This window comes from Pseudomonas sp. Pse1 (genome assembly GCF_024519635.1).
Taxonomy (GTDB): Bacteria; Pseudomonadota; Gammaproteobacteria; order Pseudomonadales; family Pseudomonadaceae; genus Aquipseudomonas.
Genome location: NZ_JALJRO010000021.1, coordinates 1 through 25,687, shown reverse-complemented (window position 1 = coordinate 25,687; position 25,687 = coordinate 1). Strand labels below are relative to the sequence as shown.

At 63.9% G+C, this 25,687-nt stretch carries 25 protein-coding genes; 4 read left to right on the top strand and 21 right to left on the bottom strand.

Annotated elements, in window-relative coordinates; all coding sequences use genetic code 11:
• Nucleotides 1-132 precede the first annotated feature (132 nt).
• A complete protein-coding gene (locus NR126_RS23860) occupies nucleotides 133-2,220 on the top strand; it encodes a TonB-dependent siderophore receptor (protein WP_256831788.1) in 2,088 nt (695 codons plus the stop codon).
• A gap of 177 nt (nucleotides 2,221-2,397) precedes the next feature.
• Here NR126_RS23860 and NR126_RS23855 read toward each other — a convergent pair whose 3' ends face one another.
• The 3 genes from NR126_RS23855 to NR126_RS23845 all read right to left on the bottom strand — a co-directional run bounded on the left by NR126_RS23855 (nucleotide 2,398) and on the right by NR126_RS23845 (nucleotide 4,138).
• Entirely contained in the window at nucleotides 2,398-2,649 is a 252-nt protein-coding gene (locus tag NR126_RS23855; protein ID WP_372827267.1) for a hypothetical protein, read from the bottom strand.
• Between the two features lie 81 nt (nucleotides 2,650-2,730).
• The gene (locus NR126_RS23850; RefSeq protein ID WP_105755771.1) at nucleotides 2,731-3,195 is read right to left on the bottom strand and encodes a GFA family protein; all 465 of its coding nucleotides are present in this window, start codon (nucleotides 3,193-3,195) and stop codon (nucleotides 2,731-2,733) included.
• 31 nt (nucleotides 3,196-3,226) lie between these two features.
• Nucleotides 3,227-4,138 (bottom strand): LysR family transcriptional regulator, encoded by a 912-nt coding sequence (locus tag NR126_RS23845; RefSeq protein WP_256831923.1) that lies wholly within the window; start codon nucleotides 4,136-4,138, stop codon nucleotides 3,227-3,229.
• Between the two features lie 106 nt (nucleotides 4,139-4,244).
• Between NR126_RS23845 and NR126_RS23840 the strand changes: the two genes are divergently transcribed.
• On the top strand, nucleotides 4,245-5,435 hold the full coding sequence (locus NR126_RS23840; RefSeq protein WP_256831787.1) for an MFS transporter: 1,191 nt from the start codon (nucleotides 4,245-4,247) through the stop codon (nucleotides 5,433-5,435).
• A 54-nt stretch (nucleotides 5,436-5,489) separates the two neighbouring features.
• Here NR126_RS23840 and NR126_RS23835 read toward each other — a convergent pair whose 3' ends face one another.
• The 18 genes from NR126_RS23835 to NR126_RS23750 all read right to left on the bottom strand — a co-directional run bounded on the left by NR126_RS23835 (nucleotide 5,490) and on the right by NR126_RS23750 (nucleotide 22,962).
• A complete protein-coding gene (locus tag NR126_RS23835; RefSeq protein WP_105755773.1) occupies nucleotides 5,490-5,933 on the bottom strand; it encodes a hypothetical protein in 444 nt (147 codons plus the stop codon).
• A 273-nt stretch (nucleotides 5,934-6,206) separates the two neighbouring features.
• The gene (locus tag NR126_RS23830) at nucleotides 6,207-6,377 is read right to left on the bottom strand and encodes a hypothetical protein (RefSeq protein ID WP_218424845.1); all 171 of its coding nucleotides are present in this window, start codon (nucleotides 6,375-6,377) and stop codon (nucleotides 6,207-6,209) included.
• 94 nt (nucleotides 6,378-6,471) lie between these two features.
• Nucleotides 6,472-7,512, bottom strand: a complete 1,041-nt coding sequence (locus NR126_RS23825; protein WP_105756018.1) for a Rieske 2Fe-2S domain-containing protein — start codon at nucleotides 7,510-7,512, stop codon at nucleotides 6,472-6,474.
• A 180-nt stretch (nucleotides 7,513-7,692) separates the two neighbouring features.
• Nucleotides 7,693-9,069 carry a DUF1329 domain-containing protein gene (locus NR126_RS23820; protein ID WP_105756019.1) on the bottom strand — a complete coding sequence of 459 codons (1,377 nt, stop codon included), beginning with the start codon at nucleotides 9,067-9,069 and terminating at the stop codon, nucleotides 7,693-7,695.
• Between the two features lie 95 nt (nucleotides 9,070-9,164).
• Nucleotides 9,165-10,367: a helix-turn-helix transcriptional regulator gene (locus NR126_RS23815; protein ID WP_256831786.1), complete on the bottom strand. Its 1,203-nt coding sequence runs from the start codon at nucleotides 10,365-10,367 to the stop codon at nucleotides 9,165-9,167.
• Nucleotides 10,368-10,431: 64 nt separating this feature from the next.
• Nucleotides 10,432-11,640 carry an acetyl-CoA C-acyltransferase gene (locus NR126_RS23810; RefSeq protein ID WP_105756021.1) on the bottom strand — a complete coding sequence of 403 codons (1,209 nt, stop codon included), beginning with the start codon at nucleotides 11,638-11,640 and terminating at the stop codon, nucleotides 10,432-10,434.
• A 7-nt stretch (nucleotides 11,641-11,647) separates the two neighbouring features.
• Complete coding sequence (locus NR126_RS23805; RefSeq protein ID WP_256831785.1) at nucleotides 11,648-12,118, bottom strand: MaoC family dehydratase; 471 nt, start codon at nucleotides 12,116-12,118, stop codon at nucleotides 11,648-11,650.
• Between the two features lie 10 nt (nucleotides 12,119-12,128).
• On the bottom strand, nucleotides 12,129-12,914 hold the full coding sequence (locus tag NR126_RS23800; RefSeq protein WP_256831784.1) for an SDR family oxidoreductase: 786 nt from the start codon (nucleotides 12,912-12,914) through the stop codon (nucleotides 12,129-12,131).
• Between the two features lie 338 nt (nucleotides 12,915-13,252).
• On the bottom strand, nucleotides 13,253-14,131 hold the full coding sequence (locus NR126_RS23795) for an SDR family oxidoreductase (protein ID WP_105756024.1): 879 nt from the start codon (nucleotides 14,129-14,131) through the stop codon (nucleotides 13,253-13,255).
• Nucleotides 14,132-14,192: 61 nt separating this feature from the next.
• Nucleotides 14,193-15,347, bottom strand: a complete 1,155-nt coding sequence (locus tag NR126_RS23790) for an acetyl-CoA C-acetyltransferase (RefSeq protein WP_256831781.1) — start codon at nucleotides 15,345-15,347, stop codon at nucleotides 14,193-14,195.
• 3 nt (nucleotides 15,348-15,350) lie between these two features.
• Entirely contained in the window at nucleotides 15,351-16,409 is a 1,059-nt protein-coding gene (locus NR126_RS23785; RefSeq protein WP_105756026.1) for an acyl-CoA dehydrogenase family protein, read from the bottom strand.
• Between the two features lie 9 nt (nucleotides 16,410-16,418).
• Nucleotides 16,419-17,582: an acyl-CoA dehydrogenase family protein gene (locus NR126_RS23780; protein WP_105756027.1), complete on the bottom strand. Its 1,164-nt coding sequence runs from the start codon at nucleotides 17,580-17,582 to the stop codon at nucleotides 16,419-16,421.
• 9 nt (nucleotides 17,583-17,591) lie between these two features.
• A complete protein-coding gene (locus tag NR126_RS23775; RefSeq protein WP_105756028.1) occupies nucleotides 17,592-18,344 on the bottom strand; it encodes an enoyl-CoA hydratase family protein in 753 nt (250 codons plus the stop codon).
• Nucleotides 18,341-19,453, bottom strand: a complete 1,113-nt coding sequence (locus NR126_RS23770; RefSeq protein WP_105756029.1) for a nitronate monooxygenase family protein — start codon at nucleotides 19,451-19,453, stop codon at nucleotides 18,341-18,343. The genes NR126_RS23775 and NR126_RS23770 overlap by 4 nt, the downstream gene beginning before the upstream one ends.
• A complete protein-coding gene (locus NR126_RS23765; RefSeq protein WP_256831780.1) occupies nucleotides 19,450-20,358 on the bottom strand; it encodes an enoyl-CoA hydratase in 909 nt (302 codons plus the stop codon). The genes NR126_RS23770 and NR126_RS23765 overlap by 4 nt, the downstream gene beginning before the upstream one ends.
• A 15-nt stretch (nucleotides 20,359-20,373) precedes the next feature.
• Nucleotides 20,374-21,171 (bottom strand): CoA-transferase subunit beta, encoded by a 798-nt coding sequence (locus tag NR126_RS23760; protein ID WP_256831779.1) that lies wholly within the window; start codon nucleotides 21,169-21,171, stop codon nucleotides 20,374-20,376.
• Between the two features lie 12 nt (nucleotides 21,172-21,183).
• On the bottom strand, nucleotides 21,184-22,059 hold the full coding sequence (locus NR126_RS23755) for a CoA transferase subunit A (protein WP_105756032.1): 876 nt from the start codon (nucleotides 22,057-22,059) through the stop codon (nucleotides 21,184-21,186).
• A 12-nt stretch (nucleotides 22,060-22,071) separates the two neighbouring features.
• A complete protein-coding gene (locus NR126_RS23750; RefSeq protein ID WP_105756033.1) occupies nucleotides 22,072-22,962 on the bottom strand; it encodes a VOC family protein in 891 nt (296 codons plus the stop codon).
• A 234-nt stretch (nucleotides 22,963-23,196) separates the two neighbouring features.
• On the opposite strand from NR126_RS23750, the gene NR126_RS23745 reads away from it, so the two are divergent.
• Complete coding sequence (locus tag NR126_RS23745; RefSeq protein ID WP_256831778.1) at nucleotides 23,197-24,369, top strand: acyl-CoA dehydrogenase family protein; 1,173 nt, start codon at nucleotides 23,197-23,199, stop codon at nucleotides 24,367-24,369.
• Nucleotides 24,366-25,559: an acyl-CoA dehydrogenase family protein gene (locus NR126_RS23740; protein ID WP_105756035.1), complete on the top strand. Its 1,194-nt coding sequence runs from the start codon at nucleotides 24,366-24,368 to the stop codon at nucleotides 25,557-25,559. The genes NR126_RS23745 and NR126_RS23740 overlap by 4 nt, the downstream gene beginning before the upstream one ends.
• The last annotated feature ends 128 nt before the right edge of the window (nucleotides 25,560-25,687 follow it).

The window sequence follows — 25,687 nt, the reverse complement described above, 5'->3', positions numbered from 1 at the left end:
CACTCCGCCGAATTGCCGCGCTCGCCCCTCACCATGCGCCCGCTGGCGCTCGCCATCCACATGCTGGCAGCCGGCATCGTTTGCACTGCGCCTTTCGCGCAGGCGGCGGAACAGACAGAGACTGGAAGCTCTGTGACCCTGGCCCCTATCGCTGTCACGGAGACAGCCGCAAGTGAACGCAATGCGGTCACCGAGGACAGCCACTCCTACACCACCGAAGCCGCCCGCACCGCCACGCCGTTGAGCATGTCCCTGCGCGAAACCCCGCAGTCGGTCAGCGTCGTCACCCAGCAACGCATCCAGGACCAGGACCTGAAGACCATCCTCGATGTGGTCAACAACGCCACCGGGGTCTCGGTCAACCGCTACGAGACCAGCCGCGCGCAGTTCAACGCCCGGGGTTTCGAACTCAACTCGCTGATGATCGACGGCGTGCCGACCATCTACGAACAACCCTGGAGCGGCGGCGAAATCTTCAGCAGCCTGGCGATGTACGACCGCGTTGAAGTGGTGCGCGGCGCCAACGGCCTGATGACCGGTGCCGGCGACCCTTCGGCGTCGCTGAACATGGTGCGCAAGCGCGCCAGCAGCGCTGAGCTCGAGGGTTCGCTGGAACTCAGTGGCGGCACCTGGGACACCTATGGTGTGGAAGGCGATGTGTCTTCGGCCTTGAACCCGGAAGGCACGATTCGCGGCCGTGTGGTGGCCGAGAGCAACGAAGGCGACACCTGGATCGACATGAACTCGACCAAGCGCCAGACCCTGTACGGCACCATGGACATCGACCTGACGCCCGACACTACCCTGTGGTTCGGCCTGAGTCACCAGGAAAGCAACGCCGATTCGCCGATGTGGGGCGGCCTGCCGGTCTGGTACGCCGACGGCGGCCGCACCAACTGGAGCCGTTCCAAGACCACCTCGGCGAAATGGAGCAAGTGGGACACCACCTACGACACCTACTTCGTCAACCTCGACCACACCTTCGCCAACGATTGGCAGGTCAACCTCAGCTACAACCGTGGTGAGCGCAGCAGTGATTCCGCGTTGTTGTACCTGTCGGGCAATCCGGGCCGCAACGGCAGTTCGGGCATGGACTCGTTCCCGGCGCGCTACATGACCGAGACCACCCAGGACGACTACGCCATCCGCTTCAACGGCCCGTTCTCTTTCCTCGGTCGCGAGCACGAACTGGCCTTCGGTTACGTCGACAGCAAGCAGAAGTTCGACGCCGACACCCACGTCGCGCAATCCGGCTTCGGTGGCGTGGCCAATTTCGACGCCTACAACGGCGACTTCGCGGAACCGACCTGGGCCCCACGCAGCGAGTACGGCTACAGTGAAACCCGGCAGAAAGGCCTGTACGCGGCGACCCGCCTGAACGTCACCGACGACTTGAAAGTGATCCTCGGCGCCCGCGAGAGCTGGTACGAAAAAACCAGCGATGACATCTACTCGGACGTCAGCAAGATCGACGTCGACCATGAGCTGACGCCCTACGCCGGCGTGGTCTACGACCTCACCGACAACCTCTCGGCCTACGCCAGCTACACCGAGATTTTCCTGCCGCAGTCGGTGCGCGACAGCAGCGGCCAGATGCTCGATCCGATCGTCGGCGAAAGCACGGAGATCGGTCTCAAGGGAGAGTACTTTGATGGTCGCCTGAACGCCTCGGCGGCGGTGTTCCAGATCAAGCAGGACAACCTCGGGCAGAGCACCGGCGTGCTGATCGACCCGAACAATCCGGTCGGCGGTTATGCCTATGAAGCCAGCGAAGGCGCCACCAGCAAGGGCTTCGAGCTGGAAGTCTCGGGCGAACTGGCGACCGACTGGAATGCCTCGGTGGGCTACACCCAGTTCACCGCCGAAGATGCCAAGGGCAACAACGTCAACACCCTGTACCCGACCAAGTTGCTGCGCACCTTCACCACCTACCGCCTGCCCGGCGCGCTTAACAAGCTGACCATCGGCGGCGGTGTCAACTGGCAGGATTCGATCTACACCTACGCCACCAACCCGGCCGGCAACCAGGAGAAGATCCAGCAGGACGCCTACGCCCTGGTCAACCTGATGGCCCGCTACGAAATCACCGACAACCTCTCGGCCCAGCTCAACGCCGACAACGTCACCGACCAGAAGTACTTCGACGTCTTCGACGCCTACGGCGCCCTGACCTACGGCGCACCACGGAGCTTCACGGCGTCGGCCAAGTATCGGTTCTAAAGCAGGCTAAATACCCTGTAGGAGCTGGCTTGTCGGGCCGCCGCAGCGCAGCGCAAAACGTCAACGATAACGCGTTCTGCCTGATTCAACGCGGTGGCCTCCGGTTCTTCGCGAGCGAGCTCGCTCAGTGTTCAATGCACAACACCGGCGCTGAGCCTGTGTTGTGTTTTCTACCCCTCAATACTTGATATCCCGCGCCTGCTCCCGCCCCTGCTGTTTGGTCTGGCGTTTGTCCTGACGGCATTGCGGGTTGTTTTTCTGGTCGGCGGCGCGGCAGTCGTGTTTGGTCTGGCGCGCGTCCTGACGGGTCTCCTGGCGTACATCGCGCGCGGCGCGCCGTTGCTGGCCTTGCTCGGTGGCCCAGGCCATCTGGGAGGCGAGCATCATCACAATCGCCGCCATCAAGGTCGAAATCCGGAACATGGACATGAGTTGTTCTCCCGTGACTCAGGCACCGGAAATCGGTGCCATTAAGGTATAGGCGTTTTATAGCGAGGGTTATCCTCCATTTTAGTCCGCATCCTGTTGCTCCAGCGCAATTTCCCCCTGATTGACCTGCAACCTGTCGAGCAAAAACGCCAGCGACGGCGTCGCCGCGTCAAAGCAGTGGGCCGAACGATGGTCGTCCCAGGGCATGGCGTCGGCGCTGCAGAAGTCGCCGACACAGCGCATTTCCAGCGCACTGTCGAGCAAACCCAGGGGGACCCAGACATAAGGCGATTCGCGCAGCGGATTGGGCACGGTCGAGCCGCATTGGCCGCAGAAGTCGTTGCGGTAGCCACTGGGCTTTTGCCAGCTGCGAATCAACTCATGCCCCTGCACCCAGTGAAAATCCTCGGCCCTGACCAGGGTCGCGAGGTTATGTCCGACTCCGGTCTGCAGGCGGCACAGGCTGCAATGGCAGCGATAGAAAAAACGTGGCTGGACCTTGAGGGAAAAGCCCACGGATGTGCACAGACAGTGTCCTGATGTCACGGGTAGCTCCTTTGAGCGCTGGGTTGAAAGGTCATCGTGCGGTCAGTTCAGCCGCCAGCACCTGCAGCAAGGCACTGACCCTGGGCAAGGCCTGGCGACTCTTGAGCCACGCCAGATGGATCGGCAGGCCCTCGCTGGCCAGGTGCGGCAAAACTTCGACCAATGTACCGTCGGCCAACTGCTGCTGGATTAGCCACGAGGGTAGCTGGACGATGCCGCTGCCGGCCAGAGCGGCCATCAGCAAGCCTTCGCCATTGCCCACCACCAGACGCGCCGGCACGTGGCGGCGCAGGGTTGTTCCCGTGGAGTCGCCGGCAAAGGTCCAGGGGCTAACTGTGCCGTCGACCCAGCCATAGGCGATGCATTGGTGATCATCGAGATCGCGCTCGGTCAGCGGCGTGCCTCGCCGGGCCAGATAGCCAGGCGCCGCACACAACACATGCCACTCGCGGCCCAGGAGTCGTTGGCCGACCGTGTCCGGCCAGGTGTCGGCGCCACCAATGCGCACCTGCACATCCACCCCCTCCTGGAACGGTTCGATAAAACCATCGGAGAAGGTGATGTGCGGGATCAACCCGGGATGCTCCTCGAGCCAGCGCAGGAGGATCGGCAGCACCCGCGCCCGACCGAATGCCCCCGGCAGGTCGATGCGCACCCGGCCGCGGGGCTCGCTGACTTCAGCCTGCAGTGCCAGCTCGGCTTCCTCCAGATCGGCCAGTACCCCGGTACAAGTGCGATAGAAAGCAGTGCCGGCATCAGTCAGCGCCAGACGGCGGGTAGTGCGCTCGAACAGCCGCGTCCCCAGCCGGCTTTCCAGACGCGCAATACTTTTACTGATGGCCGAGCCGGTCAGGTGCATTTTCTCGGCAGCCGCCTTGAAACTGCCCGCTTGCGTGACGCAGACGAACACATCAATCCCTTTCAGGCGTTCGGAAGCAAACATCGACATTGATGAACTCAGTTCAATTTACGGAGTAAAAATCATCATAAATCAGAAGCTGATTCAGCAGTAAGCTTGAACGCCATCAACCTGCACCCATGAGGCACGGATGCTCGCGACGCTGAAACACTATCCCCGGGCGGTGAACCTGCTGCTGACGGCCACCAGCGTACTGACCCTCGCCCGGGCGATCACCCTGCCCTATCTGGTGATTTACCTGTCCAGCCGTTTCGGCCTGAACGTTGCCGAGATCGGTCTGGTGGTCGGCAGCACGCTGATCATCGGCTCGCTGTTGAGCCTGTACGGCGGTTTCCTGTTGGACAAACTGGCCAACTTCTGGCTGATCCTGATCTTCAGCGGCCTCTATGCCACGGGCTTTCTCGGCACCTTTCTCGCCGGCGACCTGTGGCTGTTCTACCTGTGCCTGGTGGCGATCAACCTGGCCTATGCGGTGATCGATATCGCGGTCAAATCCGGCTTTGGCAACCTGCTGCCGGTGACTGAGCGCAGCGAAGCATTTTCCATCAAGTACACCCTGACCAACGTTGGCTATGCGGTCGGCCCGTTTCTCGGTGCCGGGCTGGCGCAGCTGGATATCAGCCTGCCGTTCGTGTTGTCCGCCGGGTTGAGCGCCGGGTTTACCCTGGCCTATTGGCGCTGGGGCGAGCGCGGCCTGAGCAACCTCGACCCGCAGCCGGCGCCGTTCCTGGCGGTGGGCAGACTGCTGTTGCGCGACCAGCGGCTGGTCTGCTTCACCCTCGGCGGACTGCTGTGCGCCGTGGTGTTCGGCCAATTCACCGCCTGGCTCTCGCAGTACCTGGTGACCACCACCACGCCGGAAAACACCTACCGCGTGATCAGCAGCATCGTCGCCACCAATGCGACGCTGGTGATCTGCCTGCAATACAGCATCGGCCGGCGCATCAGCCAGCGGCACCTGAACCTGTGGCTGGCGGCGGGCCTAAGTCTGTTCATCCTCGGCCTGATCGGCTTCGCCCTGGCCGACAGCCTGCTGATCTGGGTGATCGCCATGGCAGTGTTCACCCTTGGCGAAATCATCGTGTTCCCCGCCGAATACATGTTCATCGACAACATCGCCCCCAACCACCTGCGCGGCATGTACTACGCCGCACAAAACCTCGGCAACCTCGGCGCGGCGCTGGGGCCGGTGTTGTGCGGACTGCTGTTGGCGACGCAGCCGGCGCATAGCATCTTTGTGATGCTGGTGCTGTTCGTGATGGTCGGTGGCGGGTTCTATTGGCTGGGTGGCGCGGTGGGGGCGGGTCAAAATGTTGAGTGAGCGGTCCTCACCATGGCCTGGCGGAAGATGCGCAGGCCACAGTTCGATGCGCGGCTAACCGGCGCTGATGTTGCCGCAGAACAGTGGCCGGCTACCATCGGCCGGGCTGCTGCGCACCAGCAAGGCATAGTCACCCTTGGCCAGTTCGGTGAGCGCCACCGGAGCCTGGGCCCAGTAGCGCGTACGCGGGGCCATCGAGGGGTAATCGACGTTGTTGACGTGCCGGGTGCGGTAGACCGGTTGCGCGGCGAGGTGCTGGCAATTGCCGGCGTAGAGGGCGGTGTCGATACGACTGGGCAGCGCCAGGTCGTGCGGCACGCCGCCGAGGGTCAGCTGGATGCTAGTTTGATTGCCCACCGGACTGAGGGTGGCACGAGCGATATGCTCGGGATTTTGCGCGGTAGCCTCGAGGGGTACATCGACAATTTCAGAACGACTCGCACAACCTGAAAGAGTCCCTGCGATCACCACCAACGCCAGCCAAGATTTTCTGTTCATCACAGATCTCCTGATTCAGGTGCGTTGATTTCATCCCCCCTCTCAAGTCTAGTGGCCCGTTGCAGGCGCGAAAATTAGCGGATGTGTGGTCGTGGGTACAGGTAACGATTGCAATTTTTCCTGTGGGAGCGAGCCTGTCGAATCGTCGCACCGTCGCGAAGAGGCCGGTTCAGACAACTATCAATCGTCTGACACACCGCCTTCGCGACGGTGCGACGATTCGACAGGCTCGCTCCCACAATATTCGTGGCAGGTCGTAAATGACCGCAGCTCTCAACGCAACCCCGGCCACCCACTGAAACTCGGAATCGCCACCACGCACTGGCTGTATTGCTTGCACAACCGAATGTTGGTCGGCTCGGGCGGCGCCAGCAGGGCGGCGAGCAGGATCAGAAGCAGAATCGTCAACGGAACAGAATAAGCAACATGATTTCTTGTTTTCATTGTCAGTGCTCTCTTGTATGACAGGCCAGCGGCGCCTTTCCATCCAGCCCCCGGCAGGCAGTGATGGCTGCCTACCGGGGTTTTCCTTCAGCGCTCAGCGTTCGTCGACGGTGATGAATTCGCGACGCTCGGCCATGCTCGCCGGCACCTGGTCCTCGTCGGTGAAGAACTGCTCGTACCACTCACGCAGTTGATAGACCGGGCCGTCGGTCTCGGCCAGTACCGGCTTGTCGATGCGGATCTTGTGCTTCCAAATCACCACGTCCTGGTAGAACGAATCGCGGTTGCCCTGGACGTAAGCCCGCGCCACTTCCTGATTCTGCTCTTCGGTCCAGCCCGGAATGCGCTTGACCATGCAACCGAAGCGCAGGTCGAAGCTGTTGGGCGTCACCGGCGCGTGGCTGTTGAGCAGGATCGCGTGGATGCGCACGTCGCCGAACATCGAGCTGATGTGGGTGAAGTGAGTGGCCGGGCCGTAGTAAGCCGACGGCGCGATCAGGTCGCCACCGAGGCGCTCGGAGTCGCCGTGGAAGATCTGGTGGCCGATGTGGCCTTCGAAGACGTTGGCGAAATACTTGGTCGGCGTGCCGTGGACCGGGCCGAAGTGCTGGGCGTCCACCAGGTTGTCGACCAACTCGCGGGGGTTGGTTTCGATGTGCATGGTGTCGATGTTCCAGTCGTGAATCCAGTCCGGATCATCCATCTCCGGCAGGTGCGGAATGATCACGCCTTCTTTCGGCGGACGGCCTTCAGGGTTGTTCCAGACGAACAGCAGGTTGTTTTCCTCGCAGGTCAACCAGCTGCGGGTCTTGGCCTTGGGCGGAATGCGCTTGCAGTAGGGAATCTCCACGCACTTGCCGCCGCCGTCGTACTTCCAGTGGTGGAACGGGCACACCAGGCGATCATTCTCGATGGTGCCCTGGGACAGGTCGGCGCCCATGTGCGGGCAATAGGCATCGAGCACGCTGATATTGCCCTGGCTGTCGGCAAACGCCACCAGGCGGGTGCCGAAGACTTCCAGGGTGTGGGGCTTGCCGTCACGGTAGTCGGCAGCGTTGCCCAGGCAGTGCCAGCCGCGCGCGTAACGGTGGGTACGCTGCGCGGTCTCGATGTTCAGTTCAGCGAGTTTGGTCATTGTTATTGTTTCCTCGATTGCAGACGTCGGGGCGTGCAGTACCCCTATGAAAATCAGGGTGATCCCATGGCAAACATGATTGAGCAGCCGCGCAAGGGCGACATCGTTCAATTGGACTAGGTCAAACGCGAGCCACTCGCAACGGGCGCCCTGCCTGTGAGCGGGCGCCCTGCCCCGGCTTTACTGGCCGAAACGCCGCGCCGCTTCAGGACCGAAGTCCTTGGGACTGAAACCTGGCTTGTTCAATTGGTAGCCGTTGCGCTGCTCGTTGATCAGGTTGAACGCCAGGTAGCTGCCGGCGTTGAGGTCGTAGTAAAGGCCGACGCCGGCCTGCGGACGCTGGGTTTCATAGGCATAAAAGAAATTCAGCATCGAAGTGCGCCACAGTTCGCCACGGTTGTCGTAGTTGTCGGCGAGCATCGGGAACCAGGTGTCTTCGTCGATGTACAACTTGCGCTTGCCGTAGAGGTGGCGATAACCCGGCTTGAGGGTGCCTTCCAGCTCCCAGACCCGATGCCGCTCGAAACGCAGCGCATCCGGATTGATGTGGCCGGGGGTCAGCAGATCGGCGTACTTGAGGTTGGCCGCGTGTAGGCGATAGGTGTTGTAGGGGATGAACATCTCGCGCTTGCCGACGATCTTCCAGTCGTAGCGTTGCCCGGATCCGTTGAACAGCCGCACCTCATCGACGGTGAGCGAACCACCGCTGCCCGGGAACGACATGTCGAAGCCATAGCCCGGCGACTGGCGAACCCGACGCGTGCCCGGATCATAGCGCCAGGACTGACGCGGCTCGGTCTTGTCGTTCCAGAACTCGGTACCGGTGTTGATCTCGCCCTTGTCCCGCTGCGGCAGCAGGGTCTCATTGAGGTAGAACGACGAGTTGCCGGTGGTCTCGCCGACCTTGCCCGGCTCCAGCCCCGGCGCCAGGTTACGCGAGTGCACGCGGCCCCAGTTGATGTTGCCGTCCTTGAGCACATAGGCGTTGTCGGAAACGTATTCCTCGGTCCAGGCACGCAGGGTGAAGGTCGAGGCATTTTTCAGCAACTCCAGGCCGCTGCGCGGAACCGGAAACGCGGTGCCGCCGGTCTTGCCCACCACCCCTTCGCCGTCATCCACCAGCCGCGCCACCTTGGCATTTTCGCGGGAGGCCTGGCACACCGAATCCGCGAAGCGGAAATCGCGGTGACTCGGATAGACCGGCATTTTGTAAGTGGCCGGGTACAGCTTGAACAGGGCTTTTTGGCCGTCAGACAACTGTTCGGCGTACTGCGCCATGTTCTGCGCGGTGATCACGAACAGCGGCTTTTCCTCCGGGTACGGGTCCACCGGGTGATTGCCAGTGCCCTTGAAGTCGACGTGAGGCGGAACGCCCAACCATTTGCCGCTGAACGCCGGGATGCTGCCGTCGGCATTGCCGGCTTTTTCCGCGCCAACGCAGGTCAGGTCCTGACCCAGGCGCGCGACGTCCTCGGGTGCGGCAAAAGCGGGAGCGGCGAGACTGCATCCCAGAAGTAGCGCCAGGGCCCGGCCCGGGGACTGATAACTGCCGATCATTGTTGTTCTCCTTTTTCCGGTTCGACATGGGTTGCCCAGTATCGACAGGCCAGGAGCCCGGCAGCATCGTCCGCACGGACTAACGCATTTTCACCTCAGCCTTGCGCCACCGCAGCTTGCGGCGCGCCCAGTGCCACCACGCTGTTGAGCATGATCCGCACCAGCTCGGTCTGGCGCCGCACGCCGGTCTTGGAGAAGATCGAACGCAGGTGCGCACGAGCGGTGTTGCGGCGGATGTTCAGGGTCTCCGAGGCTTCCTCCAGCGACAGGCCGTTGGCCAATTCCAGGGCCAGCGCGGTTTCGGCCGGGGTCAGGTTGTACAGCTGCGAGGTCAGTCCGGCGCTGACCAGCGACTTGCCCACCGCGTCGCGCACGTACACCACCACCGTTGGTTTGCCGTGACCTTCGAGCAGCTCCTGGGACGGGATCAACTCCACCACTACTCCCAGGTTGACCTGGCCTGAAGGCCGGGAAATCGAAGTCGCCTCGGCCACCTGCAGGCCCTTGACCGCACCCTGCCGGGCACGCTGGAAGGCGTTGCGCACCAGGCGCGACAACTCGCGATTGTCGCTGGGATACGTCGCCTCCAGGCGCCCGCCGACAATCTTCAGGCCGTCCTGGCTGTCGAGAATTTCCCGCGCCACCGGATTAAGTTGCACCACCGTGCCGTTTTCATCGAGGACGATGGTCGCCACCGCCAGGCGATTGATGGTTTGTGAATAGAGGCTGCCCAGCGACTCGCTGCGATCGAGCATGGCATGCATGTGCAGGGCCCGGCGCAGGTGCGGCAAGAGCATCGCGCACATCGCCCGCTCAGTGTCGGCGAAGCGTGGATGACTTTCCGGGCGGTTGATCCGAAAGCGCACGGTGCCGCCGTCCGGCATGCGGATATCGGCGCCGAGCATGTGAAAGCAGTTATAGGGTTCGCAGTACAGCAGGTAAAACGCCGAACGCCGCCATTCGGTGTCGCTGATCAGTTGGTCGACGGTGAACACCGTGTCGGTATGCAGGCCGTCGAACAGGCTGGATTTGGCGTAGTAGGCATAGTGGTTGATGCCACCCTCCCCCGACTCGACATCGCCGGCAACGATCATCGGCGACAGCAAAGGCTCGTCCTGCACCCGCAAGATCAGGGTGACGAAATTCGCCTTGAACAGTTCGCGGATCTGGCGCAACGAGTCGCCCAGGCGCCGCGTATCCATTGCCGAATCGTAGATGTTGCCGATGATCCGCTCGTACTCCGCCAGCTCCAGGCCCATTTGCGTGAGGACCTCGGCATTGGCCAGACAACTTTGCATAACCCTTCCCCAGCAGCGGGCCTGGCTGCCAGGCCCTCATGGATTGAATGTCCAGCGCAACGCCTTATGGCAGTTCAAACAGGCCGGCAGCGCCCATGCCGCCACCGATGCACATGGCGATCACCACGTAGCGCACGCCACGCCGGCGCCCTTCGAGCAAGGCGTGGCCGACCATCCGCGCACCGGACATGCCGAACGGATGCCCGATGGCAATCGCCCCGCCGTTGACGTTGAGGCGTTCAGCCGGGATCTGCAGGGCATCGCGGCAGTGCAGGACCTGGCTGGCGAAGGCCTCGTTGATCTCCCACAAACCGATATCGGCAATGCCCAGGCCAAAGCGCTTGAGCAGCTTGGGAATGGCGATCACCGGACCAATGCCCATCTCTTCCGGCGCGCAACCACCGACGGCAATGCCGCGGTAGATGCCCAGCGGCGTCAGGCCACGGCGGCGCGCCTCGGCACGGCTCATCAGCAGGCTGGCGGCGGCGCCGTCGGAAAACTGCGAGGCGTTGCCGGCGGTGACGAATTCGCCCTGGCTGACCCACTTGCCGTCCTTCCACACCGGCTTCAAAGCGGCCAGGTCTTCGAGGCGGGTGTTGGGCCGGTTGCACTCGTCACGGGTGACCTGTACGCGCTCATGACCGTTGGGCTGACCGTCGGCGGCGAACAATAACTTGTCGACGCTGAGACGGACGATCTCCTCATCGAACAGTCCATCGCGTTGCGCGGCGGCGGTGCGCAACTGGCTCTGGAGGGAGTATTCGTCCTGGGCAGCGCGGCTGATGCCGTAGCGGCGGGAGACGATCTCGGCCGTCTCGATCATCGGGATGTAGGCGCTGGGCATCACGTGCAATACCGCTTCGGACTGCGAGCGGTAGCTGTTCTTGTGCTTGTTCTGGGTCAGCGACAGTGACTCGACGCCGCCACCAATGGCGATGTTCATCTCGCCGCTGATGATGTTCTTGGCCGCGACGCCAATGCTCATCAGGCCCGAGGCGCACATGCGGTCCAGGGCCATGCCCGGTACGCTGTCCGGCAAGCCGCCGGTGTAGGCGCAAAGCCGGCCGATGTTGTAGCCCTGGGTGCCCTGCTGCACGGCGGCGCCCATGATCACGTCCTCGACTTCCGCCGGATCGATCCCGGCGCGCTCCACCACCGCGCGCACCACATGGCCGCCGAGCACCGGGGCCTCGGTGTCGTTGAACGATCCGCGAAACGACTTGGCCAGCGCAGTACGGGCGGTGGCGACTATGACGACTTCATTCTGGTCCATGACGGGCTCACTTGAAATTGGGGTTGAAGGTGTAGCGGCTGATGGTGTCGATCACGCAACCAGGACGGGCCTGGCCCTCGACTTCCATGGTCATGCGCACGATCACTTGCACGGCATCGCCCAGCAGCTCGGCGCGGATGATCCGGCCGCTGCCGCGCACCCGCGAATCGACCTTGACCGGCGCCGGGAAGCGCACCCGGTCGCTGCCGTAGTTGACGCCCATGGCCATGTTGTCGAGGGTTATCAGTTGCGGCATGAACAGGTTGGCCAGGGACTGGGTCAGGTAGCCGTGGGCAATGCAGGCGCCAAACGGGCCGCTGGCGGCGCGCAGCGGATCGACGTGAATCCACTGGTGGTCGCTGGTGGCTTCAGCGAACAGGTCGATGCGCTGCTGGTCAATGGTCAGCCATTCGGTGTGGCCGAGGTCCAGGCCTTCGGCGCCGAGCAGCTCTTCGGCAGAACTGAAAACGTGAGTCATGGGCGGATCCTCATGCCTGCTGCGAACTGACGGACAGCACTTCGCCGACCATGTAGGAGGCGTAGTCGCTGGCCAAAAACATCATTACGTTGGCGACTTCCCAGACTTCTGCGGCACGGCCGAAGGCTTCGCGTCCGGCGAGGCTGGCGAGCAGTGCTTCGCTGGAGGCTTCCTTGAGGAAATCGTGCAGGGCAATCGACGGCGACACGGCGTTGATGCGTACGCCGAACTCGGCGGCTTCGAGGGCGCTGCAGCGGGTCAGCGCCATCACCCCGGCCTTGGCAGCGGCGTAATGCGCCTGCTCCTTCTGCGCCCGCCAACCGAGCACCGACGCGTTGTTGACGATGGCCCCGGCGCCACGGCGCTGCATGTGTGGGAGCATGGCGCGGGTCATGCGAAAGGTGCCGGTGAGGGTCACATCCAGTACCCGTTGCCATTCTTCGTCGCTCATCTCGACCACGCGCTTCTGGCCACCGAGGCCGGCGTTATTGATCAATACATCGACCCCGCCCAACGCTTGTTCGGCGGCCGCTACCAGGGCCTGCACCTCGTCTTCGACCGTGACGTTGCACAACTGGCCGTAAATCGCCTGCAACCCGGTCTCGGCCTTCAGGCGCTCCACCGCCTCTTCGAGACGGCGCGGATGCACATCGGAAATCATCAGTGCCCGGCAACCCTCCTCGGCACTGCGCCGCGCCGCCGAATAACCAATCCCGGCACCGGCCGCCGCCGTAATCAACACCGACTTGCCGGCCAGCAACTGATGACCGGGCACATAAGGGGGGGCTTGTCTCACAGGGTCTACCTCCGAAGGAATCAATGGCGGTAGTTGAACCCGAGGGGTGGTGGGGGCACATCGTCAAAATGGGGTAGAAACAGGGGGAAGATTCAAGCTGCAAGCTGCAAGGCGGCTGTCACAAAATTTGCGCTCAACCAATGCCCCCTGTAGGAGCGAGCCTGCTCGCGATGGCGGCGGCAGATTCGACATTTTCTTTGGATGTGCCGGCCTCATCGCGAGCAGGCTCACTCCTACAGTTTCGGATACATCGCAAATTCTGTGACCGCCTCCGACATCTGCGGGAGCGAGCCTGTCGAATCGTCGCACCGTGGCGATGAAGATGATGCGGTGTTGCGTCAGCTACCCCACACCCGTTGCGCTTTCGGTGCTTCGGCGAGGATGGCGTTTACCGCTTCGCCAATTTCGTCAACCTGCCACAACGCCCCCTTGTCCCGGGTGACCCCAGTGCGCCAGCCGTCGCCGAGGGAGATCCGACCGCCCTGGCTTTCAAACACCTGGCCGCTGACATGGGCTGACGCCGCACTACCCAGCCACACCACCAGCGGCGCGACGTTCTCTGCGGCCCAGGCATCGAAGCTGCCGTCTTCAGGCTTTTTCACCACATCCGGCATCGCGCTCTCGGTCATCGAGGTACGTGCTGCCGGGGCCAGGGCGTTGGCGGTGACGCCGTAACGCGCCAGCTCTGCCGCCTGTACCAGGGTCAAGGCCGCGATGCCACCCTTGGCTGCCGAATAATTCGACTGCCCCACCGAGCCCTGCAAACCGGCACCGGAGCTGGTGTTGATGATCCGCGCATCCACCGGCGTGCCGGCCTTGGCCAGGTCGCGCCAGCGGCGGCCAAGAATGTTGGCCAGGCAGTAATGCCCCTTGAGGTGCACGCGCATGACCATGTCCCAGTCCTCTTCGCTGAGGCTGATGAACATGCGATCGCGCAGCACCCCGGCGTTGTTGATCAGCACATGCACTTCGCCGAAAGCCGCCAAGGCCGCATCGACGATGCGTTGCGCGGTGTCCAGGGTAGTGATGTCGTCACTGTTGGCGATGGCTTGGCCACCCTCGGCGCGAATCTCGCCGGCCACATCTTCGGCGGCTTCGGCGCGGATATCGTTGACCACCACATTGGCGCCTTGCGCGGCGAAAGCCAGGGCGTAGGCGCGACCGAGGCCGCCGCCAGCCCCGGTGATGATCACGGTGCGGTCTGCACAAATGGACATGGTTGACTCCTTGAAGACGAATGGGCCGTACGTTTGGAAACGGCGACCAGAACGGAAAAAATTACAAACGCTCGATGATCGTCACGTTGGCCTGGCCGCCGCCTTCGCACATGGTCTGCAGGCCATAGCGACCGCCGCTGCATTCCAGCTCGTTGAGCAGCGTGGTCATCAGACGCGCACCGGTAGCCCCCAGCGGATGCCCGAGGGCAATCGCCCCACCGTTGACGTTGGTGCGGGCCGGGTCGTAGTCCAGCTCCTTGGCCCAGGCCATCACCACCGACGCAAAGGCTTCGTTGATTTCCACCCGGTCGATGTCGGCCATGCTCAGGCCGCTCTTGGCCAGGGCCTTGCGGGTCGCGGCAATCGGCGCCGTGAGGTGCCAGATCGGATCGTCACCCAGCACCGTCAACTGATGGATCCGTGCCCGCGGCGTCAGGTCGTAGCGCTTGAGCGCCGCCTCGGAAACCACCAGCAACGCCGCCGAGGCGTCGCAGGTCTGGCTCGACACCGCCGCCGTGATCGACGGGAACTGCGGATCCACCGGTTGCAGCTCGGCCATCTTCGCCAGGCTGCTCTGGCGCGGAGTTTCGTCCACCGTCAGCCCATGACAGCTGACGATTTCCCGAGCGAAGCGGCCGCTGGCAGTGGCCGCCAAGGCGCGCTCATGGCTGTGCAGGGCAAAGGCTTCCATCTGCTCGCGGCTGATGTTCCAGTGGTCGGCAATCCGTTGCGCGGCGTAGAACTGGTTCACCGGTTGCTGACCGAAGCGTGCACGCCAGCCAACGCTGCCGGAGAATGGATCGGCAAAGCCCAGCGGCTGACCGGCGAGCATCGCCGAGGAAATCGGGATCTGGGTCATGGTCTGCACCCCGCCCACCGCGACCACATCCTGGGTGCCGCTCATCACTGCCTGCGCGGCAAAATGCAGGGCCTGTTGCGATGAACCGCACTGACGATCCACCGTGGTCCCGGGCACGGTCAGCGGCAACCCGGCCGCCAGCCAACTGGTGCGGGCGATGTCACCGGCCTGTGAACCAATGGTATCGACGCAGCCGAAGATCACGTCGTCGTAATCCTCGGCCGGGATCGCGTTGCGTTCCACCAGCGCCTTGAGCACATGGGCGCCGAGGTCGATGGCGTGGATCGCGCTCAGGGCGCCCTTGCGCTTGCCGGTGGGGCTGCGCAGGGCATCAACGATGTAGGCTTGTTGGGCCATGACTCATTCCTCGAAAGTATGTCCCGGCCCCAGGCCGGTGGTATCGGCGAACAGGTAGTCGCTGACACGGGTCTTGTGAAAACCACGGTCGCCCCAGGACGCATCGAGGGCCCAGGCGCGCTTCATGAACATTTGCAGATCGACTTCCCAGGTGTATCCCATCGCGCCGTGCACCTGGATGCCCTTGCGCGCAGCGATCCAGCTGGCTTCGTTGGCCGCCAGCCGTGCCTGCGAAACCCAGGCGCCGGCATTTACGTCGCCACGGGCCAGTGCATGGGCGGCGCGGTACAGCACCGGCTTGGCCTGCTCGATGTAGCGGGCAACATCGGCCAGGTGATGCTTGACCGCCTGGAAGCTGCCGATCGGCTTGCCGAACTGTTTGCGCTGGGCCACGTAGTCCACTGACAGGTCGAGCATGCGTTGCGCCAGCCCGAGCAACTGCCCGGCCACCGACAGCGCCCCTCGATCCAGCAAGCGCGCCTGCAATGCGCGGCCCTGCTCGCCACTGGCAATGCAGCTGGCCGGCGTCGGCGTCCAGGACACCTGGCCCAGACGCCGTGACGCATCGATGCTGACGTGGCTTTGCACGTCCACTTGCGAGCGCGGCACCAGGTGAATGTCATCGCCGTCGGTGAGGATCAGCACTTCGGCCAACTGCGCATCGCTGACCAGCGCATTCACCGGATGACTGATGGCCAGGCGCAGGCTGCCGTCGGCGATGCGCGGCAACAGTTCGGCACGGGCCGGATGCTCACTCGGCAATGCGGCGAGCAGGCCAGCGGCAACGTAAGCGGTGTCGGCCAGTGAATCGGGAATCGCGTAGTAGCCCAGCTCCTGGGTCATCAGCGCCCAGGTCAGGTCGTCCATGCCCAAGCCGCCTTCGGCCTCGGGCACCGACAGCGCGGTCAGGCCCTGTTCGGCGATCTTGTTCCGTAGATCACGGGAGCGGCCGACATCGGTTTCCCAGATCTCGCGGAGCATCTCCGGGGCCGCTTCGGTCATCAGGAAACGACTGATGGCTTCGCGGAACGCCAACTGGTCATCGTTGAAAGTGAAGTCCATGGCGGTTCCTTATTTCGGCAAGCCGAGCATGCGCTCGGCGATGATGTTGCGCTGGATCTCGTTGGTGCCGGCGTAGATCGGCCCGGACTGGGCAAACAGGAAGCCCTCCAACCAACCCGCGGCGTCGTCGGCCGGCGCGCCTTTGTTCACCAGTTCGCCGCGGGCGCCAAGAATGCGCATGGCGGTCTCGTGCATCTTCAGGTCCAGCTCGGACCAGATGATCTTGTTGATGCTCGATTCGGCGCCGATCTGCTCGCCGCGACTCAAGCGCCCCACCGTGTAATAGGCCGACAGCGCATAGCTTTCGGCGCCCATCCAGGTCTCCAGCACGGCATCGCTCAGGCCCGGATCGCGGTCGGCGCTGGTACGGTGCGCCTTGTACAACTCCACCAACTTGCGTGCGGTGGCCTGGAAGCGTGCCGGCGAACGCAGCAGCAGGCCGCGCTCGAAACCGGCGGTGGCCATCGCCACATGCCAGCCCTGCCCTTCGGCGCCGATGCGATTGCCCACCGGCACGCGCACGTCGTCGAAAAACACTTCGGCGAAGGCGTCCTTGCCGTTGAGCGCCTTGATCGGCCGGATGCTCACGCCCGGCGCGTCCAGCGGCACCATGATGAACGACAGGCCGTGGTGCCGACTGGAGCCCGGCTCGCTGCGGAACAGGCCGAACAGCCAGTCGGCATAGATCGCCCGGGTCGACCAGGTTTTCTGGCCGTTAATCACGTAGTGCTCGCCGTCGAGCACGGCCTTGCTGGTGATCGCCGCCATGTCGGAACCGGCGTTCGGCTCCGACCAGCCTTGCGCCCACATATCCAGACTGGCGGCCATGCGTGGCAGGAAACGGCGTTTCTGCTCGGCGGTTCCGAACTCCATCAGGGTCGGGCCGAGCAACAGTTGGCCGTTCTGGTTGATGCGCATCGGCGCGCCGGCACCGTAATACTCTTCCTCGAAAATCAGCCACTCGATCAGGTCGCACCCGCGCCCGCCGAGATCGGCGGGCCACATCACCATCGACCAGCGGCTCTCGAACAGCTTGGCCTCCCAGGCGCGGTGCTGTTCAAAGCCTTCGCGGGTGTCGTAGCTGGCCAGCGGCTCGCGCGGCAGATTGGCCGCCAGCCAGGCGCGGACTTCGGCGCGAAAAGCGTTTTGCTTGGGGGTGTAAGTCAGGTCCATGGCGTTATCTCAGAACTTGGCGTCGCGTTTTTCGACGAAGGCCCGGCGCGTTTCCGCAGAGTCCGGGCTGCTATAGGCCTGCATGGTGAAGCCCTGCTCCCAGCGGTATTTGTCCTCGAGGTTGCCGTCTTCGATGCCGTTCAGGGCTTCCTTGGCGATGCGGATCATCCCCGGACTTTTCGCGGCAATTTTCGCCGCGATGCCGAGGGCGGTTTCCCGCAGTTGTTCCTTGCTGACGATGCGCTCGATAAAGCCGTATTGCAGGGCTTCGCGGGCGCCGATCTGCTCGCCGGTGAAGAACAGATAGCGGACCTTCTGCACCGGGAACAGCCGCTGCAAATGCGCGCCGCCGCCCATGGCGCCACGGTCGACTTCCGGCAGGGCGAAGGTCGCGCACTCGGAGGCAACGACGATGTCCGCCGCCCCGGTAATGCCGATGCCACCACCGAGGACGAAGCCATGCACCGCGACAATCACCGGCACCGGGTTACGGTGGACGGCCTTGAAGGTCGCGTAATTGCCGGCGTTGACCTCGACGATGCGCTCGGGGTGCTTGTCCAGTTCCTTGATGTCGACGCCGGCGCAGAAGCCGCGACCTTCAGCGCGAATCACGATCACCCGCACTTCGGGGTCGGCACCGAGGGCTTCGATCTGCCGCGCCAGGGCTTGCCATTCCTGGCTGTCGAGGGCATTGACCGGAGGTTTGGCGATCACCAGTTCAGCGATGCCCTGATTGAGTTGTGTGCTAAAGGCCTGGTTCACAGGGAGGCTCCAATGCTGACGGGTGGATTCGAGGAAACGGGCTGACTGCGCGCGAGCAATGCGTCCAGGCATTGCTGGGCCTCGCTGGCGATGCTTTCGATGACTTCACGGCAGCTGAGCAATTCGCCGATGGCGGCGGCTACCTGACCACTGGGCAGAATGCCCTCATCCGGTATGCCATCGACCATCGAGCGTTGCAGCAACACCGGCTGGTTGGCGGCCATGACCACCTGGGAGAGTGCCGCCGGGTCTTCGCGCAAGGCGCGGATAAACACCGCCGCCATGTGCCCCAGGCTCATGCCGGTCTGCTGTTTCCACGACCAGGCGCTGCCCAGGGCAATGCGCAAACGGCCAAAGGCGCTGGCCCGTTCGAGGTGATTGATGAAGCGGTTTTCGATCATCCGATGGCGCATACCGTCCACCGCCAGGGTCACGCGCACCTGCTGCGGATCGTTGACCTTGAGGTAGCGTTCAAGGGTCGCGGCCGGGGTCGGCGATTCGCGAGTCATCAGGAACCTTGTGCCCATGGCGATCCCCGCGCCGCCAGCGGCCAGCACCGAGGCCAGGCCACGGCCAGTGGCGAATCCACCGGCGGCAATCACTGGCACCTTGACCGCCGCCAGCACCTGGGGCAGCAGGATCGAACTCGGTACACCGCCGGTGTGCCCCCCGCCCTCGCCGCCCTGGATGGTGATCAGATCAGCGCCCAGTTCCACCGCCTTGAGCGCGTGTTTCAGCGCGCCGACCGTTGGGATGCACAGCACCTTGGCGGCCTTGAAACGGGCGATGGTCTGTTTGTCCGGGCCACGGCCGTAGCTCACCGCCCGCAGGCGGTACTGGATCGCCAGGTCAACGCACTGTGCGGCGTTGTCCTGGAACATATGAAAGTTGAGGCCGAAATGACTGCCGCCAGTGGCGGCAATCACCTTGCGGATCTCGCCTTCCAGTTGGTCGCTGGCGATGGTCGCGCCGGCGAGGAAGCCAAAGCCCCCTGCCTCGGTGGTGGCGATCACCAGGTTGGCGTCGGCGACCCAACCCATGGCGGTCTGCACAATCGGGTAGCGGCAGCCGAGGGCGGCAGTCAGCGGCGTATCGAGCCAGCGGTTCATTGACGCTCGCCCTCGGCCTGCTTGTTAGCCTGCGCCATGCCCTTGGCGTCGAAGCCGCCCAGTTTGTCGCCGGACAGCAGCTCGTTATGGGCATGGGCAAAGTGGTGCCAGGCGAACACTGCATCCATGGCTGTGCGTTTGCCCTGCAGGTCCTCGACGTGGTTAATCGCCTGCTTGGTCAGCGCCAGGCCCATGCGCGGCTGACGGGCGATGCCGGCGGCCAGGGCATAAGTCGTTTGTTCCAGCTCGTCGCGGGGCACCAGCCGATTGACCATGCCCACCGCGTGGGCACGGGCGGCGCTCATGCGGTCACCGGTAAAGAGGAACTCCTTGGCGATGCGCGGGTTCATTTCGTAGGGATGGGCAAAATACTCCACCCCCGGAATGCCCATGCGCACCACCGGGTCCTGGAAGAATGCGTCGTCGCTGGCGACGATCAAATCGCAGACCCAGGCCAGCATCAACCCACCGGCCACGCAGGCGCCGTGCACCATGGCGATGGTCGGCTTGGGCAGCTCGCGCCAGCGCCGGCACATGCCCAGGTACACCTCCTGCTCGCGGGCGTAGAGTTGCTCGCCACCGGGTTTGTTGGTGTGGTCCCACCACAGGTGCGCACGCTCGAACGGCTTGTCGATGTCACGCCCCGGGGTGCCGATGTCATGGCCCGCCGAGAAGTGCTTGCCGGCGCCACGCAGGACGATGACCTTGACGCAGTCGTCGTCCACCGCCTGGCGCAACGCGGCGTCCAGGGCGTAGGTCATCTGCGAGTTTTGTGCGTTATTGAAGGTCGGCCGGTTCAGCGTCAGCGTGGCGATGCCTTCGGCCACGCTGTACAGCACCGGGGTGTCCGTCTCGTAGACGGCCTTGTCCTCGCGGACGATAAATTCACTGTCGCTGCTGTACATGGGCGTCTCCCTGGTTCAGGCCGTGCGGATGCCGGGCGGGTTGCCCTTGATCGCCGAGGCGCGGTAGTCGTGGGGATCGAGGCGGCGGATCAGCGCCAGTTGCTCCACGGTCGGATGCACGGTTTCAGCCAATTGCGCCGACTTGAGCAACGGGAAACCGGTGTTGTCCTGGACCTGTTCGAAGCTGACACCTGGGTGCAACGACAGCACTTGCACCGCGCGTTCCGGGCCGTTGAAATCGAGGACGCAGAGGTCGCTGACCACCCAATGGATGTCCATCAGGTCGCGACGCACGCCCTGTGGCCAACGCTCGGCGCGGAAGCCGACGCCGGAGACCATGTCCACTTCGCCGCTGACGAACACCCGGCTGTTATGGCTGGGGACGAAGAACGAGTTGCGGTGGTTGATGCTGTTGCCGGGCAAGCCGCGCACGCCGAGGATCGCAGTCTTGGGCTTTTGATAGTCGCCGACGCAGGACAGGTTGGTCTGGCCCCAGCGGTCGATCTGGGTCGGCCCGATCATCGCGTGACGACGCCCGCCCCACACGCACTCAAAGACCCGCTCGAAGGACATGTAGCCGGAGTAACGCGGCACAAAGTCGCCACGCGGGCCGAGGGGGATCGGCTCTTCGACCAGGAACGCCTCGCTGTCGGTCATCAGCAGTTCCGGGCTGTGGGTGAGTTTGGCCAGGCTGGCGCCCAGGCGCGGGATCACGCCGAGGCCGGAGGCGATCACTTCACCGTTGCCGCGCCAGGCTTCGGAGGCGGCGACAATCATCAATTCAGCGAGGGTGAAATCACAGGTTGCAGACATAATCGCGAATCCTCAGAACACGGGAAGGGGCAAGGCGCCCATGGAATCGGCACCGCCGTTCTGTGCCTGGTAGGCCTGCTCGCCGGCGGCGATGTAGGTCTGCACGTAGTCTTGCCAGCCGTTCTCGGCCTGGCTGCTGGCGACATAGCCCTTCAGGTGCTTGATGTCCCAGCCATAGTCCGGGGCGCAACTGGTCGGGTGGGCGCCGAGGGGCGCATGCACCACGCCGCTGACCAGATAGCGCTCGAAGGTGTTGCCACGGGCCTGCTCGGCCGTCAGCTCAAGACGCTCTTCGATCTGTTCGCAGGAGACAAAGCACTGATCGGCGGCGCGGGCGAACAGGTGATCGAAATACGGGTCCGGTCCGGTCACCAGGCAGTTGCCCAGGCGGTCGGCGACGTTGACATGCAGGAAGGCCATGTCGAGATTAAGCGCCGGCATTGCCAGCAATACCTCGCCATCGGCGTAAGGCGACTGGACGGTCTTGAGTTCCGGGTTGAGGCGCGTCACGTCAGTGGCCAGGCCGCAGCGGGTCGGCAGGAACGGCAGGCGCATGCCAGCGGCGCGCAGGCCCCACTGGAACATGCCTTCGTCGAGCTCCAGCAACTCCAGCTCGCCGGCCTCGCGGGCCTTGCGGTAGTAGGGCTCCAGCGGAATCGCATCCAGAGTGGCGAAGCCGAACACCAGTTTCTTGACCTTGCCGGCTGCGCACAGCATGCCGACTTCCGGGCCGCCGTAGGCGACGACCGTCAGGTCCTTGACCGGTGAACGGAGGATCTCGCGCACGATCGCCATTGGCTTGCGTCGCGGACCCCAGCCACCGAAACCGATGGTCATGCCATCGCGCAGTTGAGCGACCGCATCGGCCGCCGTCAGTTGTTTGTTCATCATGACAATCCCTTACTGTTGGCCGACCGAAAAGTCGTGCCCCCAAATGCTCACGCGGGTGAATTCGAATGCCGAGTGTTCGGCCCAGTCGACCTGCAGGCCGCCGTAGCCGTACTCCAGGTCGAAACCGGACGGCGTCTTCATGTAGAAGCTGGTCATGCGGTCGTTGAGGTGCTGGCCGAGGGTTGCCGACAGGCTCACGTCATGGGCACGCAGGCGGTCGTGGGCGCGGCCGACTTCGGTCATCGAGTCGACCTCGACCATCACGTGCACGCAACCCGACGGCACCGGGTATTCGGCCAACGCCAGGCTGTGGTGGCGGGCGTTCTGGCAATGCAGGAAGTGAATGCGGATCGGCGGCGCCGAAGGGTCGGGACGGAAGTTGAAGATGTCCGACAGTTCGAAGCCGAGCACGTCCTTGGCGAACGTCAGGGTCGCATCGAAATTCGGCGCCGGCAGCACGGCGTGACCGAGGCCCATGTCGCCAGTGATAAAGCGTGGCACGCCTTGCGGCGAGACGAACGGCAGGCAATCGGAGCGATGGCCCCAGCTCAGCTCATGGACGTTACCCGAGGGATCCGTGAGCTTGACCAGCGCCTGCACGCCACGCTGCTCGACTTCGGCGGCGGTGCCTGGCTGGTGTTCGATGCCGTTGGCGTTCAGGTGATCGAGGGCGGCGCGGAACGCCGATTCGCTGGCCAGCTCCCAACCGGAGGCCAGGTAACGCGCCTCGCTGCCTTCGACGATCAGCATGCGAAACGGCCGCTCATCCATTTTCACGTACAAACCACCGCCCGGCGCCGGCTGCACTTGCATGCCGAGCACGTCTTCGGCGTAGCGCTGCCATTGGCTGAGGTTTTCGATCTGCGAGACGAAATAGCTCAAACCGCGAATGTCGATCATGCCTGGATCCTCGTTGGCTGAAGGGCTTGCGTGGCGTGCATTGTGCAAAGCGCCAGGCCAGGCTTCATCGTCCGTTGAGACTAAGCATCTCCATGAGCCGCATACCCCCTCCTACAAGGTGCCCAACCACAGAGGGTCTTCACAGGACGCTGCCCCTAGTCCGTTTTAATGATTTCAACCGCCCCCCGCCGCCCCAGACTTCGCCTCATCCATCCGCCTTGCAGAGACAGCCCAATGGAGTTCGCTTTTACCGAAGAACACCTGATGATTCGCGACAGTGCCGAGCGCTTTCTCGCTCAGGCCAGCGACTCGCATGCCGTGCGCGCGGCGATGAACAGTGCCCAGGGCCATGACCCCGAAGTCTGGCAACGGATTGGCCAGGAGCTGTACTGGCCGGCGCTGATGGTGCCGGAGCGGTTTGGCGGCATGGGCCTGGGATTTGTCGAGCTGGCGATCCTGCTGGAGCAAAGTGGACGCTACCTGCTCGGTTCGCCGCTGTTCGCCACCGCCTGCCTGGCCACCCCTGCCCTGTTGCTGGGCCATAACGAGGCCCTGCAGGAGCATTGGCTGGGCGCGATCGCCGCCGGTGAAGCCCGCGCCACCCTGGCCTTCGCCAGCACCCCCGGACTCAGCGCCAGCAGTGTGCAAGCCCTGGCACAACCGCAGCCCGACGGCTGGACCCTCGACGGCCAATACGCGCAAGTCATCGATGGCGCCTCGGCCGACCTGCTGGTGGTCGCCGCCCGCGCCCCTGGCACCCGCGATGAACAGGGCATCAGCCTGTTCGCGGTGCCGGGCGACACCCCGGGATTGATCCGTACAGCACTGCCGACCCTCGACCAGACCAGGCGCCTGGCACGGGTTGAACTGCAGCAGGTCAAACTCAGCGAAGCGCAACGCCTGTGCGGCCCGGAACACGGCTGGGCGGTACTGCGCGACACCCTGCTGATTGCCACCTGCGGCCTCGCCGCCGAACAGACCGGCGGCGCGCAGCAGGCGCTCGACCTGACCCTCGCCTACATCGGCGAACGCCGCCAGTTCAAACGCACCATCGCCAGTTTCCAGGCGATCAAGCACCGCTGCGCCGACATGATGCTGCAGGTCGAATGCGCGCGTTCGGCGGCCTATTACGCCGCCTGTGTGGCCCAGGAACGCCTCGATCCGCAGGGTGACGCGGCGGTGATCAGCGAGCTTGAACTGGCGGCTGCCACCGCGAAGATCCACGCCAGCGAAGGGTTTTTCCATTGCGCCAGCGAGTCGATCCAACTGCATGGCGGCGTCGGTTTCACCTGGGAATACGACCCGCACCTGTACTTCAAACGCGCCCGCGCCAGCGAGCAATTGCTGGGCAACCCGGCGCTGCACCGCGAGCGCCTGGCCGCACATTTACTGGGAGAACACGCATGAAAATCGGATTCAGTGCTGCTGACGAGGCGTTCCGCCAAGAGGTCGCGCAATGGCTGGCCGAACACCTGGACGGCGAATTCGCGGCCTTGCGCTTTCGCGGCGGGCCGGGGGACGAACACAGCTATCCCGAAGAACGCAAAGCCTGGGAGCGCGAACTGGCCAGCGGCGCCTGGATCGGCGTTGGCTGGGCCAGGGAGCACGGCGGACGCGGTCTGTCGATCAGTCAGCAAGTGATCTTCCACGAGGAATACGCCCGCGCCGGCGGCCCGGGGCGCATGGGACATATCGGCGAAGGCCTGGTCGGCCCGACCCTCGCCGCCTTCGGCACTCCGACCCAGCAGCAACGCCTGTTGCCCGGGATCCTCGACGGCAGCCAGTACTGGTGCCAGGGCTATTCGGAGCCGGGCGCCGGTTCCGACCTGGCCAACGTGCAGACCCGCGCCAGGCTGGACGACAGCGGCGAACACTGGCTGATCAGCGGGCAGAAGGTCTGGACGTCCCTGGCTCACGAGGCCGACTGGTGCTTCGTGCTGGCGCGCACCGAACCGGGGAGCCAGGGACATCATGGCCTGTCGTTCCTGCTGGTGCCGATGGCCCAGGACAACATCCGCGTGCAACCGATCCAGCAACTGACCGGCACCAGCGAATTCAACGAAGTGTTCTTCGACCAGGCCGTGACCCACGCCGACAATCTGATCGGCCAGCCGGGCGACGGCTGGAAGATCGCCATGGCGTTGCTGGGGTTCGAGCGCGGCGTGTCGACACTGGGTCAGCAGATGCAGTTCCAGAATGAGCTAGACGAAGTCATCCGCATCGCCCGCGCCAACGGCGCCGCCCAGGACCCGCTGCTACGCCAGCGCATCGCTCAGGCCTGGGCCGGGCTCAAGGTGTTGCGCTACAACTCGCTGCGCATGTTGTCAGGTCCGCAGGATGGCAATCTTGGGCGTGAAGCAATGATCTACAAGCTCGCCTGGTCCACCTGGCACAGCGACCTCGGCAAACTGGCCATGGACGTGCTGGGCGACGCCGCGGAAATCCTCGACGCCGCGCCCTACCAGCTCAACCGCCTGCAGTCGCTGTTCCTGTTCACCCGCTCCGACACCCTCTACGGCGGCAGCAACGAAATCCAGCGCAATGTGATCGCCGAACGAGCACTGGGGATGCCGCGGGAAGTGCGGGTCAACGGCTGATTGCAGGAGCGGTGCGACGACTCGAGTTGCTCGCGAATGGGCCAGACATTCACCATCATCGGTGACTGACCCACCGCATCGCGAGCACATTCATCATCATCGGTGACTGACCCACCGCATCGCGAGCA

Excerpts from the sequence above, each read along its gene's own strand:
- NR126_RS23770 (WP_105756029.1), bottom strand. The coding sequence starts at position 19,453 with ATGAACCGCTGGCTCGATACGCCGCTGACTGCCGCCCTCGGCTGCCGC.
- NR126_RS23760 (WP_256831779.1), bottom strand. The coding sequence starts at position 21,171 with ATGTCTGCAACCTGTGATTTCACCCTCGCTGAATTGATGATTGTCGCC.
- NR126_RS23825 (WP_105756018.1), bottom strand. The coding sequence starts at position 7,512 with ATGACCAAACTCGCTGAACTGAACATCGAGACCGCGCAGCGTACCCAC.
- NR126_RS23745 (WP_256831778.1), top strand. The coding sequence starts at position 23,197 with ATGGAGTTCGCTTTTACCGAAGAACACCTGATGATTCGCGACAGTGCC.
- NR126_RS23855 (WP_372827267.1), bottom strand. The coding sequence starts at position 2,649 with ATGTCCATGTTCCGGATTTCGACCTTGATGGCGGCGATTGTGATGATG.
- NR126_RS23790 (WP_256831781.1), bottom strand. The coding sequence starts at position 15,347 with ATGGCCCAACAAGCCTACATCGTTGATGCCCTGCGCAGCCCCACCGGC.
- NR126_RS23830 (WP_218424845.1), bottom strand. The coding sequence starts at position 6,377 with ATGAAAACAAGAAATCATGTTGCTTATTCTGTTCCGTTGACGATTCTG.
- NR126_RS23820 (WP_105756019.1), bottom strand. The coding sequence starts at position 9,069 with ATGATCGGCAGTTATCAGTCCCCGGGCCGGGCCCTGGCGCTACTTCTG.
- NR126_RS23780 (WP_105756027.1), bottom strand. The coding sequence starts at position 17,582 with ATGGACCTGACTTACACCCCCAAGCAAAACGCTTTTCGCGCCGAAGTC.
- NR126_RS23810 (WP_105756021.1), bottom strand. The coding sequence starts at position 11,640 with ATGGACCAGAATGAAGTCGTCATAGTCGCCACCGCCCGTACTGCGCTG.
- NR126_RS23815 (WP_256831786.1), bottom strand. The coding sequence starts at position 10,367 with ATGCAAAGTTGTCTGGCCAATGCCGAGGTCCTCACGCAAATGGGCCTG.
- NR126_RS23750 (WP_105756033.1), bottom strand. The coding sequence starts at position 22,962 with ATGATCGACATTCGCGGTTTGAGCTATTTCGTCTCGCAGATCGAAAAC.
- NR126_RS23755 (WP_105756032.1), bottom strand. The coding sequence starts at position 22,059 with ATGAACAAACAACTGACGGCGGCCGATGCGGTCGCTCAACTGCGCGAT.
- NR126_RS23765 (WP_256831780.1), bottom strand. The coding sequence starts at position 20,358 with ATGTACAGCAGCGACAGTGAATTTATCGTCCGCGAGGACAAGGCCGTC.
- NR126_RS23805 (WP_256831785.1), bottom strand. The coding sequence starts at position 12,118 with ATGACTCACGTTTTCAGTTCTGCCGAAGAGCTGCTCGGCGCCGAAGGC.
- NR126_RS23835 (WP_105755773.1), bottom strand. The coding sequence starts at position 5,933 with ATGAACAGAAAATCTTGGCTGGCGTTGGTGGTGATCGCAGGGACTCTT.
- NR126_RS23840 (WP_256831787.1), top strand. The coding sequence starts at position 4,245 with ATGCTCGCGACGCTGAAACACTATCCCCGGGCGGTGAACCTGCTGCTG.
- NR126_RS23845 (WP_256831923.1), bottom strand. The coding sequence starts at position 4,138 with ATGTTTGCTTCCGAACGCCTGAAAGGGATTGATGTGTTCGTCTGCGTC.
- NR126_RS23740 (WP_105756035.1), top strand. The coding sequence starts at position 24,366 with ATGAAAATCGGATTCAGTGCTGCTGACGAGGCGTTCCGCCAAGAGGTC.
- NR126_RS23795 (WP_105756024.1), bottom strand. The coding sequence starts at position 14,131 with ATGTCCATTTGTGCAGACCGCACCGTGATCATCACCGGGGCTGGCGGC.
- NR126_RS23785 (WP_105756026.1), bottom strand. The coding sequence starts at position 16,409 with ATGGACTTCACTTTCAACGATGACCAGTTGGCGTTCCGCGAAGCCATC.